The organism is Arthrobacter sp. YC-RL1, from assembly GCF_001454985.1.
GTDB lineage: Bacteria > Actinomycetota > Actinomycetes > Actinomycetales > Micrococcaceae > Glutamicibacter > Glutamicibacter soli.
Genome location: NZ_CP013297.1, coordinates 2,219,872 through 2,234,477, shown reverse-complemented (window position 1 = coordinate 2,234,477; position 14,606 = coordinate 2,219,872). Strand labels below are relative to the sequence as shown.

The 14,606-nt window shown below is 66.7% G+C and carries 12 protein-coding genes; 3 read left to right on the top strand and 9 right to left on the bottom strand.

The genetic code is table 11. The features are described from left to right. Positions 1-52: 52 nt before the first annotated feature. Positions 53-1,243 carry a hypothetical protein gene (locus tag ATC04_RS10465; protein WP_060617017.1) on the top strand — a complete coding sequence of 397 codons (1,191 nt, stop codon included), beginning with the start codon at positions 53-55 and terminating at the stop codon, positions 1,241-1,243. A gap of 85 nt (positions 1,244-1,328) precedes the next feature. Here the strand turns inward: ATC04_RS10465 and ATC04_RS10460 are convergent, their stop codons facing one another. Both ATC04_RS10460 and ATC04_RS10455 read right to left on the bottom strand, forming a co-directional pair. Further along, positions 1,329-3,041: an AMP-binding protein gene (locus ATC04_RS10460; protein WP_047118952.1), complete on the bottom strand. Its 1,713-nt coding sequence runs from the start codon at positions 3,039-3,041 to the stop codon at positions 1,329-1,331. Between the two features lie 171 nt (positions 3,042-3,212). After that, positions 3,213-4,922, bottom strand: a complete 1,710-nt coding sequence (locus tag ATC04_RS10455) for an AMP-binding protein (protein ID WP_047118953.1) — start codon at positions 4,920-4,922, stop codon at positions 3,213-3,215. 230 nt (positions 4,923-5,152) lie between these two features. Between ATC04_RS10455 and ATC04_RS10450 the strand changes: the two genes are divergently transcribed. Next, positions 5,153-6,022: a VOC family protein gene (locus ATC04_RS10450; protein ID WP_047118954.1), complete on the top strand. Its 870-nt coding sequence runs from the start codon at positions 5,153-5,155 to the stop codon at positions 6,020-6,022. Here the strand turns inward: ATC04_RS10450 and ATC04_RS19875 are convergent. The 3 genes from ATC04_RS19875 to ATC04_RS19335 all read right to left on the bottom strand — a co-directional run bounded on the left by ATC04_RS19875 (position 6,019) and on the right by ATC04_RS19335 (position 7,442). After that, the gene (locus ATC04_RS19875) at positions 6,019-6,186 is read right to left on the bottom strand and encodes a hypothetical protein (RefSeq protein WP_157359286.1); all 168 of its coding nucleotides are present in this window, start codon (positions 6,184-6,186) and stop codon (positions 6,019-6,021) included. The genes ATC04_RS10450 and ATC04_RS19875 overlap by 4 nt on opposite strands. 482 nt (positions 6,187-6,668) lie before the next feature. Further along, complete coding sequence (locus ATC04_RS10445) at positions 6,669-7,247, bottom strand: hypothetical protein (RefSeq protein ID WP_047118955.1); 579 nt, start codon at positions 7,245-7,247, stop codon at positions 6,669-6,671. 21 nt (positions 7,248-7,268) lie between these two features. Beyond that, positions 7,269-7,442, bottom strand: coding sequence for a hypothetical protein (locus ATC04_RS19335; RefSeq protein ID WP_157359285.1), 174 nt, complete (start codon positions 7,440-7,442; stop codon positions 7,269-7,271). Positions 7,443-8,028: 586 nt separating this feature from the next. Between ATC04_RS19335 and cls the strand changes: the two genes are divergently transcribed. After that, positions 8,029-9,516, top strand: a complete 1,488-nt coding sequence (cls, locus tag ATC04_RS10440; protein WP_231735960.1) for a cardiolipin synthase — start codon at positions 8,029-8,031, stop codon at positions 9,514-9,516. A gap of 3 nt (positions 9,517-9,519) precedes the next feature. Here cls and ATC04_RS10435 read toward each other — a convergent pair whose 3' ends face one another. The 4 genes from ATC04_RS10435 to efeU form a co-directional block, all read right to left on the bottom strand. Beyond that, entirely contained in the window at positions 9,520-10,704 is a 1,185-nt protein-coding gene (locus tag ATC04_RS10435; RefSeq protein WP_047118956.1) for a thiolase family protein, read from the bottom strand. 136 nt (positions 10,705-10,840) lie between these two features. Then, the gene (efeB, locus tag ATC04_RS10430; protein ID WP_047118957.1) at positions 10,841-12,106 is read right to left on the bottom strand and encodes an iron uptake transporter deferrochelatase/peroxidase subunit; all 1,266 of its coding nucleotides are present in this window, start codon (positions 12,104-12,106) and stop codon (positions 10,841-10,843) included. Positions 12,107-12,116: 10 nt separating this feature from the next. Next, positions 12,117-13,268, bottom strand: coding sequence for an iron uptake system protein EfeO (gene efeO / locus ATC04_RS10425; RefSeq protein ID WP_047118958.1), 1,152 nt, complete (start codon positions 13,266-13,268; stop codon positions 12,117-12,119). Positions 13,269-13,314: 46 nt separating this feature from the next. Next, positions 13,315-14,214, bottom strand: coding sequence for an iron uptake transporter permease EfeU (gene efeU / locus ATC04_RS10420; protein ID WP_047118959.1), 900 nt, complete (start codon positions 14,212-14,214; stop codon positions 13,315-13,317). Positions 14,215-14,606 lie beyond the last annotated feature (392 nt).

Below are 14,606 nucleotides of genomic sequence, written 5' to 3'. Positions count from 1 at the left end.
CTATGATTGAAGCTAAGCACCAGTCCCACCCATCCCAAAGGGGTTTACCTTCGTGGATTCCAGCGAGTTCAGCTACCTCAACATCGAGTTCATTTTCCTGGGCGACAGGCCCGAGGCGGCCGAGGTGGTGCGCACCGCCCTGGCCGACCGGCGCCTGCTGGGCTTTGTCGGCGGCACCGTTGAACGCGAGCACGCTACCGAGGTCTGCGCGCAGATCGCCACGGTCAGCCCGGCCCGCGACGCGGTGCTCTACCGCGTGGACGCCAAGGGCAAGCTGCGCGAAGGCTCCCGGGTCACCAAGCTGGTGCACGAGCTGAAGAACTCCACCGAAGCCGACTACGTGCTGCTGGACGGCGAGGAAATCGACGGCCCGACCCCTGAAGAGGACCTGCTGGGCGACTACGGGGCCACCACCGAGCTGGTCCACGGGCGCAAGCTCAAGGGCTCCGAGCTCGTGGCCGCCTCCGGGCTGGAGGAGAACGTGCTCACCTTGTGGAACCACGGCACCGGGCTGATGGCCATGTCCGCCGAGCCGGTGTCCACCGCGACCATCGCGCGCTCAAACCGCCCGTTCCTCTCGCTGACCCGCAACGGGAACACGCTCAGCGCCCTGGTCACCGGCGCCGGCTCCCGGCGCGACTTCTTCCCGAAGGCCGTGCACTACCACGTGGATCTGGAACGCACCACGATCATCGAGCCGGAAGCCGGCAGCCCGGCCGCGCAGCGGCTGGCCGAGCTGGAATTCTCGCTGCTGGGCTGGGAAGCGGTGGACGACCAGACCCTGGGCGAATTCCTCAGCGACCAGCCACAGCTGCAGGAGGCGCTCGCGCTGGTCAAGGCGCCGGGCAGCCTGAAGAACTTCAAGCGCTTCGTGGCCCTGCTGGGCTTCGATCCGCGCAGCGTGGACTACCTGACGGGCAAGCCGCTGCCGGAGAACATCCGCGTGGTCGCCACCGGCGGCCCGGTCAAGACCATCAAGGCCGCCCTGGCCGAGCACGAACGCGAGGCCAGCGGCCTGGCCAAGCTGCTCTACCGCAGCAGCTGGGGCCCGAAGGCGCTGATCACCTCCAGCCTGGCGGTGCTGGGCTCCGGGGCGCTGACCCACCTGGCGCTGGCCAAGTGCTCCAAGCTTTCCTCGGTACCCAAGCCGCTGCGCAACCTGCTGATGATCGCCTGGTACGCCGACGGCCTGTTCTACCTGGGCAAGGGAATCCTGGGCGCGGTGAAGGCGCGCGGCAAGTAGCCGCACCCCGAATTTCGCATTCAAAACCCGAGGGGCTCGGACAGCGTGGCTGTCCGAGCCCCTCGGGTTTTGCGTCGTCCCGGGCTCAGCCCAGGGACTTCAGCGACGGGAAATCGGTGTCCCGGTATTCCTTCGGCGGCACCTGGCCCTTGGCGTGCTGGTCGCTTTCGGCCAGGCGCAGCTCCACGCGGCGGATCTTGCCAGAGATGGTTTTGGGCAGCTCGGAGAATTCCAGGCGGCGGATGCGCTTGTACGGGGCCAGGTTCACGCGGCAGTAGCCCAGGATGCTTTCGGCGGTTTCGGCGGTCGGCTCATGGCCCGGCGCCAGCACCACGAACACCTTCGGGACCGACAGCTTCATCGGATCCGGGGAGGGGACCACGGCGGCCTCGGCGACCGCCGGGTGCTCCAGCACCACCGATTCCAGCTCGAAGGGGCTGAGCTTGTAGTCGCTGGACTTGAACACGTCGTCCGCGCGCCCCACATAGGTCAGCACACCCTCGGCGTCGCGTTCGGCGATGTCCCCGGTGCGGTAGACCCCGCCTCGGGTGGCCTGATCGGTTTTCGCCGGGTCCTCGAAGTAGCCCTTCATCAGGCCCACCGGCCGCGGGTCCAGCCGCAGGCAGATCTCGCCGACCTCCGCCAGCTGGCCGGTGGTCGGGTTGCGCAGCTCGATCTCGTACCCGGGCATCGGGCGCCCCATGGCGCCCACCTTGACCGGCTCTCCCGGTGGGTTGGCGATCTGCACGGTGGTTTCGGTCTGCCCGTAGCCGTCGCGGATGACCTGGCCCCAGGCGCTGCGCACCTGCTCGATGACCTCCCGGTTCAGCGGCTCGCCGGCGGAGACGAGCTTGCGCGGGGGAGTGCGCAGCATCGAAAGGTCGGCCTGGATGAGGTAGCGCCACACGGTGGGCGGGGCGCAGAAGCTGGTGACGTTCTCGACATCCATCTGGTGCATCAGCGCCTTGGGGTCGAAACGCTCGTAGTTGTAGACGAACACCGTGGCCTCGGCGATCCACGGGCCGAAGAAGTTGGACCACGCGTGCTTGCCCCAGCCCGGGGAGGCGACGTTCAGGTGCACGTCGCCCGGTTCCAGTCCGATCCAGTACATGGTCGCCAGGTGGCCCACCGGGTAGGACACGTGGGTGTGCTGCACCAGCTTGGCCTGCGAGGTGGTGCCGGAGGTGAAGTAGAGCAGCAAGGTCTCGTCCGCGCGCGTCGGGGTGTCCAGCGCGAAGTCCGCCGGGGCCTGGCGCGAGTCGTCGAAGTGCAGGGTGCCTTCACGTGCTTCGCCGCGGACCTGGACGGTGGTGTAGTCGCCGGGCACCTGCTCAAGCTTGGGCAGCTGCTCGTAGCTGGTGACGATCCAGTTGGCCTTGCCGCGTTCAATGCGGTCGGCCAGGTCCACGCTGGTCAGCTGCGTGGTGGAGGGGATGATGATGGCGCCCAGCTTCATGCCCGCGAGCATGATCTCCCACAGCGCGACCTCGTTGCCGAGCATCACGATCATGGTGTCCTGGCGCTTGAACCCGTTCTCCGAGAGCCAGCGCGCCACCTGGGTGGAGCGCCGCGACAGCTCGGCCCAGCTGTAGCGGGCGCTGCTGCCGTCCGGCTCGGTGAGGATCAGCGCCGGGGTGTCCGCGCGGGCCGGATCCTTGGCCACCGCGTCGAACCAGTCGTAGGCGAAGTTGAAGTCCTCGAACTGCGGCCAGCTGAAGGCCTTGCGCGCACCGGCGTAGTCGTCGCGGTGGGCCAGGAGGAGGTCGCGCGCCGCACGGAACTTCTCGGTGTTACTCATCAGAGTCCTTTCGGCGGCAGCTGGACTGCACGGTGAACAGGGTGAACGTTTCCTTGATCAATATACTCTGGTGCTCACTTTGGACGAATTGTTGCGTCAGGTTGTGCGGTCGACTTGCGCAACACGTGCAATATTGATCAATACGACACCCTGCCGCCAGCACTCCCGGTGTCATCTGGATTTCAATCCCGGGAAGTCGGTGTCCCGGTATTCGGTGCCCGGCGCGGTGCCGCCGCGGTGGCGTTCCTCCTCCGCCCGGCGCAGCTCCACCCGGCGGATCTTGCCCGAGATGGTTTTGGGCAGCTCCGCAAATTCCAGGCGGCGGATCCGCTTGTAGGCGGCCAGGTGCTCGCGGCAGTAGGCAAGGATGCTCTCTGCCAGCTGAGCCCCGGCGGTGTAGCCGGCGGCCGGCACCACATAGGCCTTGGGCACGGACAGCCGCAGGTCGTCCGGCGCGGGAACCACCGCCGCCTCGCCGACCCCCGGATGCTCGATCAGCACCGACTCCAGCTCGAAGGGGCTGAGCTTGTAGTCGCTGGACTTGAATACGTCATCCGCCCGCCCCACATAGGTGAGCACCCCGTGCTCGTCCCGCTCGGCAATGTCCCCGGTGTGGTAGACCCCGCCGTGGAATGCCTGCGCGGTCTTCTCCTCGTCCTCGAAATAGCCGTTCATCAGCCCCAGCGGCCGCGGATCGGTCACCAGGCAGATCTCCCCGGTGTCCGATTCCTGCCCGGTCAGCGGGTCGCGCAGCACCACCTGGTAGCCGGGCATCGGGCGGCCCATGGCGCCGATGACGATCCGCTCGCCGGGCGGGTTGGCGATCTGCACGGTGGTTTCGGTCTGCCCGAAACCGTCGCGGATCACCTGGCCCCAGGCGCGCTGCACCTGGTCGATGACCTCGGCGTTCAGCGGTTCGCCGGCCGAGACGAGCTTGGCCGGGGTAGTTGCCAGCTGGGTCAGGTCCGCCTGGATCAGCAGCCGCCAGACGGTGGGCGGGGCGCAGAAGCTGGTGACCTTCTCGCGGGCCATCTGCTCCATCAGCGCTCCGGCGTCGAAGCGCTCGTAGTTGTAGACGAAGACCGTCGCCTCGGCGATCCACGGGGTGAACAGGTTGGACCACGCGTGTTTGGCCCAGCCGGGGGAGGCGACGTTCAGGTGCACGTCGCCTGGCTCCAGGCCGATCCAGAACATGGTGCTCAGGTGCCCCACCGGGTAGGACACGTGGGTGTGCTCCACGAGTTTCGCCCGCGAGGTGGTGCCCGAGGTGAAGTAGCGCAGCAGCGGTTCTTCGGCGCGGGTCGGGGATTCCAGGGTGAACTCCGTTGGCGCGGTGAATGAATCCGCATAGGACAGGATTCCCTCGGCCGGGGTGCCGCCGATCTGCACCAGCGTGAAGTCCTCCTCCAGCGAGGCGAACTTCGGGGTCTCGGCTTCGTTGGTGATGACCCAGGTGACGTGTCCGCGCTGGATGCGGTCGCTGAGGTCCGCAGGGGTCAGCTGCGTGGTGCAGGGGACCAGGATGGCGCCGAGCTTGATGCCTGCCAGCATGGTTTCCCACAGCTCCACCTGGTTGCCCAGCATCACCGCGATGGAATCCGAGCGGCGCACCCCGGAATCGCTGAGCCAGCGGGCCAGCTGGGTCGAGCGCTCGGACAGCTCGCGCCAGGTGCGCCGGGTCGAGGAGCCGTCCAGCTCGGTGATCACCAGTGCCGGGGTGTCGACGCGCTGCGGGTCGGCGGCAACCTGGTCGAACCAGTCGAAGCCGAAATTGAAATGGGTGAAACGCGGCCAGGAGAAATGCTCGCAGGCGTGCTGGTAGTTCTCGCGCCACGCGATCAGCTGATCCCGTACCGTGCGGAATTCTTCAGTCACACCCATTTGCATCCTCCAGCTCGCAGATTCGCCGCCCATTTCCTTTGTGATGACGGTCACTGGCTAATATACTTTGACGTCCTATCAAAGGGGAAGGGTTTCCGCTGCCGGGGTGTCGTGCCGCGGCCACAAAATTGGGATGTGGGGCACATTTGAATTAAAAGATTGAAGCTTCAACTAAAGAGGCGTACTCTGGAATCAAGCAAGACAACCCGCCCGCAGAAAGGACGCCGACCATGGCACCCCTGAAGGAAGACAGGCTCTCCGCGCAACTGTCGATGAATGCCGTGCAGCTCAAGGTCGGCGACCTGGACGCCATGAGCACCTACTACCAGCAGGCCCTGGGTCTGGAAGTGCTCAAGGAAAGCGCCGCCGGCACCAGCCTTGGACGCGGCGCCGAAACCCTGGTCCAGCTCACGCCTGCCCCCGGGCTGCGGCTGCCGGCTCGCGGCGAAGCGGGCCTGTTCCACACCGCCCTGCTCTTCAAGACCCAAGCCGATTTGGCCGCCACCGTGCTGTCCGCCGCGAAGTACAACCAGAGCAGCTTCGTGGGCAGCTCGGACCATCTGGTCTCCGAAGCCTTCTACTTCACCGATCCGGAAGGCAACGGCATCGAGCTCTACTTCGACCGCCCGCGCGACACCTGGACCTGGACCGGAGACCAGGTCTCCATGGACACCATCTACCTGGACCCGAACAACTTCCTGAACACCCACCTGACCGAGGAAGCTGTCGCCGGGCAGAAGCGGGCTGGCGCCGAGGTAGGCCACGTCCACCTGCAGGTCGGCGACGTCGCGACGGCCCACCAGTTCTACGTCCAGACCCTGGGGTTCGACCAGACCGCGGCGCTGGGCAACCAGGCGCTGTTCGTCTCCGCCGGCGGCTACCACCACCACATGGCCATGAACGTCTGGAATTCCCGCGGCGCAGGACCTCGCAAGGACACCCTGGGCCTGGGCGAGGTGCTGATCAACGTCCCGACCCAGGACGAGATCGGCAAGATCGCCGAACGCCTGGACTTCGCGGGTGTGCAGAACCATCACACCGGATCCGAGCTGCAGTTCAAGGATCCGTGGAACAACCAGCTGCGCGTCGCCGTGCGCTAGGCACCAGCCTGTCGCGCAGCTTGAATCCGAGCCACCCGGGCAACGCTCTCAGCGAAGCGCTGCCCGGGTGCATTCTCAGGCAGGTACCAGCCACGCTTGAAGGACGGGTTGTTGTCGGCAGTCACGAACGGCGCTCCGGATCCATCCAGCTGTGTTCGCTGCATACTGCACAGTCCGAGACGAGGCAACCAATGCTGGACTCGACCCGGGAATCCGTGGGCTTCGAAACGGACTTCGCCGCTGCGGGCATGGCCTGTGGTTTCAGAAGATGCTTGGTCAAGCAATAGAAGAAATCCGCAAGGCAGATCTTCGTCGACAGCTTCCCTCGTTCGCGCAGGCATGGCGGTAATTCGGGATAGGGGGATCCGCGTTAAATGGCACCAAGCAAGCATGCCCGCCCCCTTCAACAAATGCCGCTGCGTGCTAGAGGCATACCGCGGCCATGCCGCCGATTTCATGTTCCGCCTGTCAAGTCACCCTGCATACATCGAAGCGTTCTATCTGAACATGTGCAGTCGCAATCCTTAAGATGTTTCGCCGGAATTGATTCGCAGCTTGGCGACTTCGATCAGGTGACTATGCGGCGCGACATGGCGACGCCCACTGGAACGGATTTTCGCCCGGGGGTGGTGGCGGGGAGCCCGGGCTATTCCACCCTGAATTCGAAACGTCCCTCGGTCGAATCAACCAGGCAAAAACCGGGCTCCTTTAACACGGCCAGCATGCAGGCACCAAAACCGATGATCTCCACACCACCCGTGCTCGGGCGCTCCTGCAACAGCCGTTCCAGGAAAGCCTTCAGCTCGTCGCGGCCGAGCTGGGAATTCCCTAGTTCATAGGTGTACTTCGCACCGACGCACGAGTTTGCTTCGCCCAAAGGCGGAGCCGTGAACTTCTTGGTTTCCTTCAGCGACAGCATGGTTGCCTTCAGTACCCTGTACGCCTCGGTCTGGGCGTAGGCCTTGGCACGGGCAGCCCCGGTCGGGCCTGGGTCAACTCCGGTGAGCCGCTCAGCGTCGCCAATCACCCGGTAGAAGGTGGCGCCGCTGGACTGCGAAGGGCCGAAGACCCATGGGAGGGCGTTAGCGAATTCAAGCTGGTTCTTCTTCCCCATAGCCAAGCTGATGGAGGTCCCTGTGCTGCCCTCGGAAGTGGCGAAAACATGCGACTGGCCATTCACTGCCTGGTCGCTGAAATCGATGATCTCATTGTGCACCTGCGTCATGGGCGGCTCGCCATGCGGATATTATTCGATGCCGGTGCTCAGCACCGCCATTTCCGCTCCCTTGGCATTGCGGGTGCTGTAGGTCGACTTGAGGTCCTCGTGTATCTGGCCTTCGAAATATTCGCCGGTCCCCACAAGTCTCCAGTCCGCCGGCACCTCAAGTTCGACATGCCCGTTGCCCACCTTGTGCTTCACTGTCCCAGCGGCCTGCGCCGTGGCGCTCGCCGCTACGGAATTGGTCGGCGAAGCAGACGCGGAAGTTGTGGGCGAGGCGGAAGCTGCAGGCGAGGGGTCCGGCGAAGGCTGCGACGGCGATATGGACCATGAGCTGAGTGCAAGGCCCAGAGCAGGGCGGCCGAGGCGGCCGTGAACCGGCGGGTGATGGAAATGATGGCCTCTCCCCACAGATGTTGAAGTCTGATTGTCATCGTGGCGTACCGCGACGATATTGATCCTAGGGGCGAATTGGGCCTTGTCTCTGGTCGGTGGATAAATAGGACACCGGCTGGAGTGGAAATCGGTTCGGAAGAAATCGCTGCCCGGAGTCCTGATCGCAAAGATCGGGGCACCGGGCATTATTCAAGTTATCTGCATCCTCAATATATCTATGTGCCAATCACGCGGTTCTCAGAGGCCAAGGCACCGGCTGAGAGGTTGAACACCCTCCGGTTGCGCGTAATCTGCGGGAAAGCGCGCACGTAGACATAGGATTTCGTACGGGGCCGCTGTTGGCCTTCCGCGGCCTGTCCGGTTGCGCATCGTGGAACTGAGAGGCAGCGCATTGAATACAGCTGACGAAGTTGGCGTGGTTTTCCTGATCCTGCACCTGGTCATCGGCCTGACCGCTGCCATCGTCATCTCCTCGCGGCGCAAGCCGACCACGGCCATCGCCTGGATCATGACGATCATCTTCATCCCGTACCTGGGCGCCATCGCCTTCTTCCTGATCGGCTTCGGCCGGCTTCCGCGCCACCGCCGGGAGAAGCAGCGGCAGGTCAACGAGCTGATGCACGCCGCCTCCGGGCTCAGCGGGCACCGGGCGCAGTTCGACTCCCCGGACTGGCTGGGTCCGACCGTGGCGATGAACGAGAAGCTCGGCGCGCTGGGCATGGTCTCGGGAACCTCCGCCACGCTGATCGGCGGCTACGAGCAGTCCATCGCCTCCATGGTCCGCGCGGTCGAGAAGGCGCAGTCATTCATCCACGTGGAGTTCTACATCCTGGTCAGCGACCAGACCACCGGAGAGCTCATCGCCGCGCTGGGCCGCGCCGCCGCCCGCGGGGTCGCGGTGCGGGTGCTCTTCGACCACGTCGCCACCCTGACCCTGCCGCGGCGCAAGGAAACCATCCAAGAGCTGGACCGGCTGGGCATCCAATGGCACCACATGCTGCCGCTGAAGCCCCTGAAGGGCCAATGGCAGCGTCCGGATCTGCGCAACCACCGCAAGCTGCTGATCGTGGATGGGGAAGTGGGCTTCACCGGGTCGCAGAACCTGATCGACTCGACCTACCTCAAGCCCGGGAACCTGCGCCGCGGCCTGCACTGGAAGGAACTGATGGTGCGGCTGGAAGGCCCGATCGTCAGCGAGCTGGACGCGGTGTTCATCACCGACTGGTTCAGCGAAACCGACGAGCTGCTCGAAGGGGAGAAGTACCGGGTGCGCGAGGCGAGCATCCACCATGAAACGCCCAGCGCCCACCAGTCGCGCACCGTGCACGGGCTGGACGCCCAGGTGATCCCCAGCGGCCCGAGCTTCGAGAACGACAATAACCTCAAGCTCTTCGTCTCGCTGATCCACAATGCCCGGCACCGGGTGAGCATCACCAGCCCGTACTTCGTCCCGGACGAGGCCACCTTGCAGGCCATCATCACCGCCGCCTCCCGCGGGCTGGCGGTGGAGCTGTTCGTCTCCGAGGTCGCCGACCAGGCGATGGTCTACCACGCGCAGCGCTCCTACTACACCGACCTGCTGGCCGCCGGGGTGAAGATCTACCAGTACCCCTCGCCCACCGTGCTGCACTCCAAGCACTTTTCCATCGACGACGAGGTCGCGGTCATCGGCTCCAGCAACATGGACATGCGCTCCTTCAGCCTGAACATGGAGGTTTCGCTCCTGGTGCGCGGGGCGCAGTTCGTCGCCGAGATGCGCAAGGTCGAGGACGGCTACCGGGAGCTCAGCCTGCCCATCGACCTGCAGCGCTGGAAGCGCCGGCCGTGGCGCGAGAAGATCCTGGACTCGCTGGCCCGGCTCACCTCCGCCCTGCAGTAGCCCTCAGGCCCGCTTCAGCAGCGCCGCGATGCCCTGCCCGCCGCCGATGCACAGCGTCACCACCGCGTATTCCAGGTCCCGGCGCTGCAGGTCCAGCGCCGCGCGCAGTGCGAGGATCGCGCCGGTGGCGCCCACCGGGTGGCCCAGCGCGATGGCCCCGCCATAGGGGTTGACCTTGCAGGGCTCCAGCTGCGCGTCGCGGATCACCGCCAGCGCCTGCGCGGCGAACGCCTCGTTCAGCTCGAACACGTCGATGTCCTTCGGGCCCAGCTTGGTCTCGGCGAACAGCTTGCGCAGCGCGAAGGTCGGGGCGTACCCCATGTAGGCCGGATCCATGGCGGTCACCACCACATGCTCCACCGTGGCCAGCGCCGGCAGCCCGTGCGCCCGCACGTACTCGCCCTTGGCCAGCACCAGCGCCGCCGCCCCGTCGTTCACGCCCGAGGAATTGCCCGCGGTGGCCGTGCCCTCGGGGGAGAAGGCCGGTGTCAGCGCGGCCAGGGAATCCAGGCTCACGCCCTGCCGCGGGTGCTCGTCGACATCCCGGCCTTGGCCGCCTACCAGGCTGTGCTCGATGATCTCCTGCGCGAAGGCCTGGCGGGCGATCTGGCTGCCGGCCAGCTGCTGGGAGCGCAGCGCGAACTCGTCCTGCGCCGCCCGGCCCACCTGGTACTTGCGGGCCACCGCATCCGCGGTGGTGCCCATGTGCTTGTTGCTGAACGGGTCGGTCAGCATGGCCAAGGTGCCGTGGCGCAGCGTGCGCGGGGCCAGCGAGCGGGCCTGCCCGGCCGAGTAGTCGAGGTACGGCAGGGTGGTCATCGACTCGTTGCCGCCGGCCACTGCAACCTGGCTGGCGCCCACCACCAGCGACTGGGCGGCGCTGAACACCGCCTGCAGCCCGCTGCCGCACAACCGGTTCACGTTGAACGCGGTGGTCGACTGCGGCAGGCCGGCGCCCAGCGCCACCCGCCGGGCGTTGTAGGACTCCGGGCCCACCTGGCCGATGCAGCCCATCACGACCTCGTCCACCGCCTCGGGCTCCAGCCCGCTGCGCTCCAGGGCGCCGCGGACGGCCGCCGCGCCGAGCTGCGCGGATTCAAGCTCCCGGTACATGCCGTTGAATCTGCCCACCGCGGTGCGCGCCCCGGCCAGGATGGTGATCTTGTGCTGCTGCAGTACCGTGCTCATGGGACCCTCCGCTTCGAAACAGCTGTTCCGTCCTGCCGATGTTCGACCCAGTCTAGGCACGCCGCGGCGCAGGCAACAGCGGGCCCGCGCGATCGCATGGGGAAAGATCGCGCGGGCCCGCAGCCTGCTCAGGTCTTCAGCCCTCGAAGAGCTGCTGGCCCAGGTACTGTCCGGGTTGGATGCCCGGCGGGATCGCGTAGAGCCCGGAGGAGGTGTGGCGCAGGTACTCGTTCATCGCGTCATTGGCGCTCATGGCCTTTTGCAGCGGCACGAAGTGCGTGCGCGCGTCGATCACGAAGGCGATGAAGAACAGGCCGGCGTCCAGCCGGCCCAGCCCGTCCGAGCCGTCGGTGTAGTTGAAGCCGCGGCGCAGCATCCGCGCCCCGTTGTGCGCGCTGGGATGCAGCACCGCCACGTGGGAGTCCACCGGGATGATCGGCCCGGCCGACCCGGCCATCGCGAAGTCCGGCTCGCTGAACTCCTCGCCGCCGGACAGCGGAGCGCCGGTGGACTTGATGCGGCCCACCACGTTCTCCTGCTCGCGCAGCGCGGAGCGGTCCCAGGTCTCGATCTGCATGCGGATGCGCCGGGCCACCATGTAGGTGCCCCCGGCCATCCACGGCTGGTCGGTCGAATCCTTGCCCACCCAGACGTGCTTGGCCAGCGCGTCGGCGTCCTCGGCCAGGATGTTGGCGGTGCCGTCCTTGAAGCCGAACAGGTTGCGCGGGGTCTGCTGCGCCTGGGTGGTCTTGGCCGTGCGGCCAAAGCCGATCTGGCTGAAGCGCACCCGCACCGTGCCGAAGCCCAGCCGCGAGAGGTTGCGGATCGCGTGCACCGCCACCTGCGGGTCGTTGGCGCAGGCCTGCACCACGATGTCCCCGCCGCTGCGCTGTTCCTCCACCATGTCCCCGGAGAAATGCGGCAGCTCGATCAGCGCCTCGGGCAGCTTGCCCTCCAGTCCGAAGCGCGGCTTGCCGTGCTCGTCGACGAACAGCGAGCGGCCGAAGCCCACGGTCACCGTCAGGTGCGCGGCGCCCAGGCCCTCGGCCTCCCCGGTGTCCGCCGGCGGGGCGTCGTAGGAGCCGGTGTCGGCGCCGCCCACCGGCTGCCCGGCGGCCATCTGCTCGATCGCCGCGGTCCAGTCCCTGAGCAGCGCGACGAGCTTGCCGCGGTCCTGCGTGGTCACGTCGAAGCCGACGATGTGCATGCGGTCCTGGGCCTCGGTGGTGATGCCCGCCTGGTGCTCGCCGTAGAACTCGATGGTGTCGGTTGCCTGCTTCTCGGGCAGCTGCCCGCCGAAGGCCGCGGTGGCCAGCGCGCCCACGGCAAGGCCCGCGCCGCCGGCGCCGGCCCCGGTGAGCAGCAGCCGCCGGGAGATCCCGGCCTTCTTCTCTTCGCCCATGGTGCCCGCCCTACTTGACCACCGCGGCGGTCAGGCGGGAGAGCGGCTCGGACAGGGCATCGACCCCGGCGGCCAGCTCCTGCACCTGCTCGGTGCCCAGCTGATCGTAGTACTTGAAGCCCTCGCCCACGCGGTAGGCGTCCAGCTGCGCCTGCAGCTTCTCGAAGTTCTCCTTCAGCTGCGCATCCAGCTCGTCGTCGGTGCCCTCCAGCAGCGGGGCCAGGTCCTCGTAGGCGATCTTCGCGCCCTCCAGGTTGGCCTGGAAGTCCCACAGGTCGGTGTGGGAGAAGGCCTCCTCCTCGCCGGTGACCTTGCCGGTGGCGACCTCGTCCAGCAGCTCCTTGGCGCCGTTGGCCAGCTTGTCTGGGGTGAACTCCAGCGCCTGGGCGCGCGTGACCAGCTCGGTGGTGTGCTTTACGAGCCCATCCGCGATCTGCTGGCGCTGCGCCTGGCTCATCTTGGTGTAGCCCTTCGGGGCCCACAAATCCTTCTCCGCGCGGTGCCAGCCGGTGAACTCCTGGCCCTCCTCAAGGTCCGCCTCGCGGGCGTCGAGGATCGGGTCCAGGTCGCCGAAGGACTCGGCCACCGGCTCGATGCGCTCCCAGTGCATACGCACCTGCGGGTAGAGCTCCTTCGCCTTGGCCTCCTCGCCGGCCGCGAAGGCCGCCGCGAAGTCCTCGGTGCCTGCCAGCAGCTGCTGCGACTGGTCCTTGACGTAGGCGGCGTACTGGACCACGGCGGTCTGCTGCAGCGCGGCGCGGTCCGCGGAGACCTCCTGGCCGGCGGCCGCGGCGGTCACGGTGAACGGCGAACGGATGCCATCGCCGACCATGCCCGGCTTGCAGGCGGCGAAGTAGCTGCCCTCGGGGGCCATGACCACCAGGTCGCGGGTCACGCCGGGGCCGATGTTCTCCACCTCGCCCACGATGCGCAGGCCGTCCTCGGCCAGCAGGTAGAACTCGTTGACCTTGGTGCCCTCGTTCTTCACGGAGAACTTCAGGGTGCCGCCGGCGGCGGTGCCGGTGGCCAGGGTGCAGGCGTCGTCGCTCGCGGTGACGGCGATGGAGCCGTCCGCGCTGGCGGTGGCGTTGTTGTCGGTGCAGCCGGTCAGGGCCAGGGCGCCGAGCGCGAGCAGGGCGGCGGGTGCCAGGAACTTGGTCATGGGTGGTGGATCCTCGGTAGTGCGAATGGTTGGTGCGGTGCGCCGCTCAGGCGTTTTCCGGAGACTGCGCTGGTGACTGCGCTGGTGACTGCGCGGACGACTGCGTCGCCGCCGGCTTCGGCGCGGGCTTGGCGCCTGCCGTGGTCCCGGAGCGCAGGGCGCGCAGGTAGAAGAACATCACCGGCACGATGTAGAGCGCCCAGGCGGCCACCTGCAGCACGGTCATCGCCGGGGTGAAGTTGAAGATGCCCTGGAGCAAGGTGGCTGCCACGCCCGAGGGCGGCAGCTGCGCGCTGAGGTCGAAGGCGAGGTTGTTGATGCCCGGCAGCACGGCGGCTTCCTGCAGGTCGTGCACGCCGTAGGCGAGCACGCCCGCGGCGACCACCACCAGCAGCACGCCGGTGTAGGCGAAGAACTTGGACAGCTGGATCTTCACGATGCCGCGGTGCAGCAGCACACCGAGCAGGATCGCGGTGGCGATGCCCAGCCCCGCCCCGAGCAGCGGCTCCCAGGTCTGGTCGCTGGTGCGCGCCGCGGCCCAGATGAACAGCGCCGTCTCCAGGCCCTCGCGGCCCACCGACAGCGCGCCGACGATGACCAGCCCCCAGGCCGGGCCGTCGGCCGCCTTGTCCACCTGCTGCTGCAGGTCCTTGTTCAGCGTCTTGGAGGTCTTGGCCATCCAGAAGATCATCCAGGTCACCAGGCCCGCGGCCAAGATGGACAGCGTGCCGCCGATGATCTCCTGCGCCTGGAAGGTCAGCCCGCTCGGGCCGAAGGTCAGCAGCGCGCCGAAGCCCAGCGACACCGCGACCGCGACGCCCACGCCGGCGTAGATGCGCGGCAGCAGGTGCCGGCGGTTCGTTTTGGTCAGGTACGCGATCAGCAGGACCACGATCAGGACCGCTTCCAGTCCCTCGCGCAGACCGATCAGGTAGTTTCCGATCATCTTGTGCTGCCTTCATCTTCTTGGCGCTCCCGCGAAGGGGTATTTGTCGATCGCGGGTGACCGCCGGAACCCGCGATTGCGATGCGGGCCACAGGTCGATCAGTCTAAGGTTAGCCTAAACAACTACCTGCGAAAAACGATCAGAGCAGATTAGCTTTCCCAGAAATGCCGTCAAGCGCATTAGCTCAACAGCTGCGCTTCACCTGTCGTCATCAACGTTTTGGACGCACCGCGTGGCGATGCCAGGCGCAGTGAAAGCAAGTAGAAGGCGAGCACCGCCCGCTGACCCGCAGTTTCTTTCATCAGCCTCCGGAGAAAGGCAAAGCTTCTTCTGTCATTTTCCTTATTTCGCTTCTTTCGGTCCCACCCAGCGGTACCCGATGGAAGTTTCA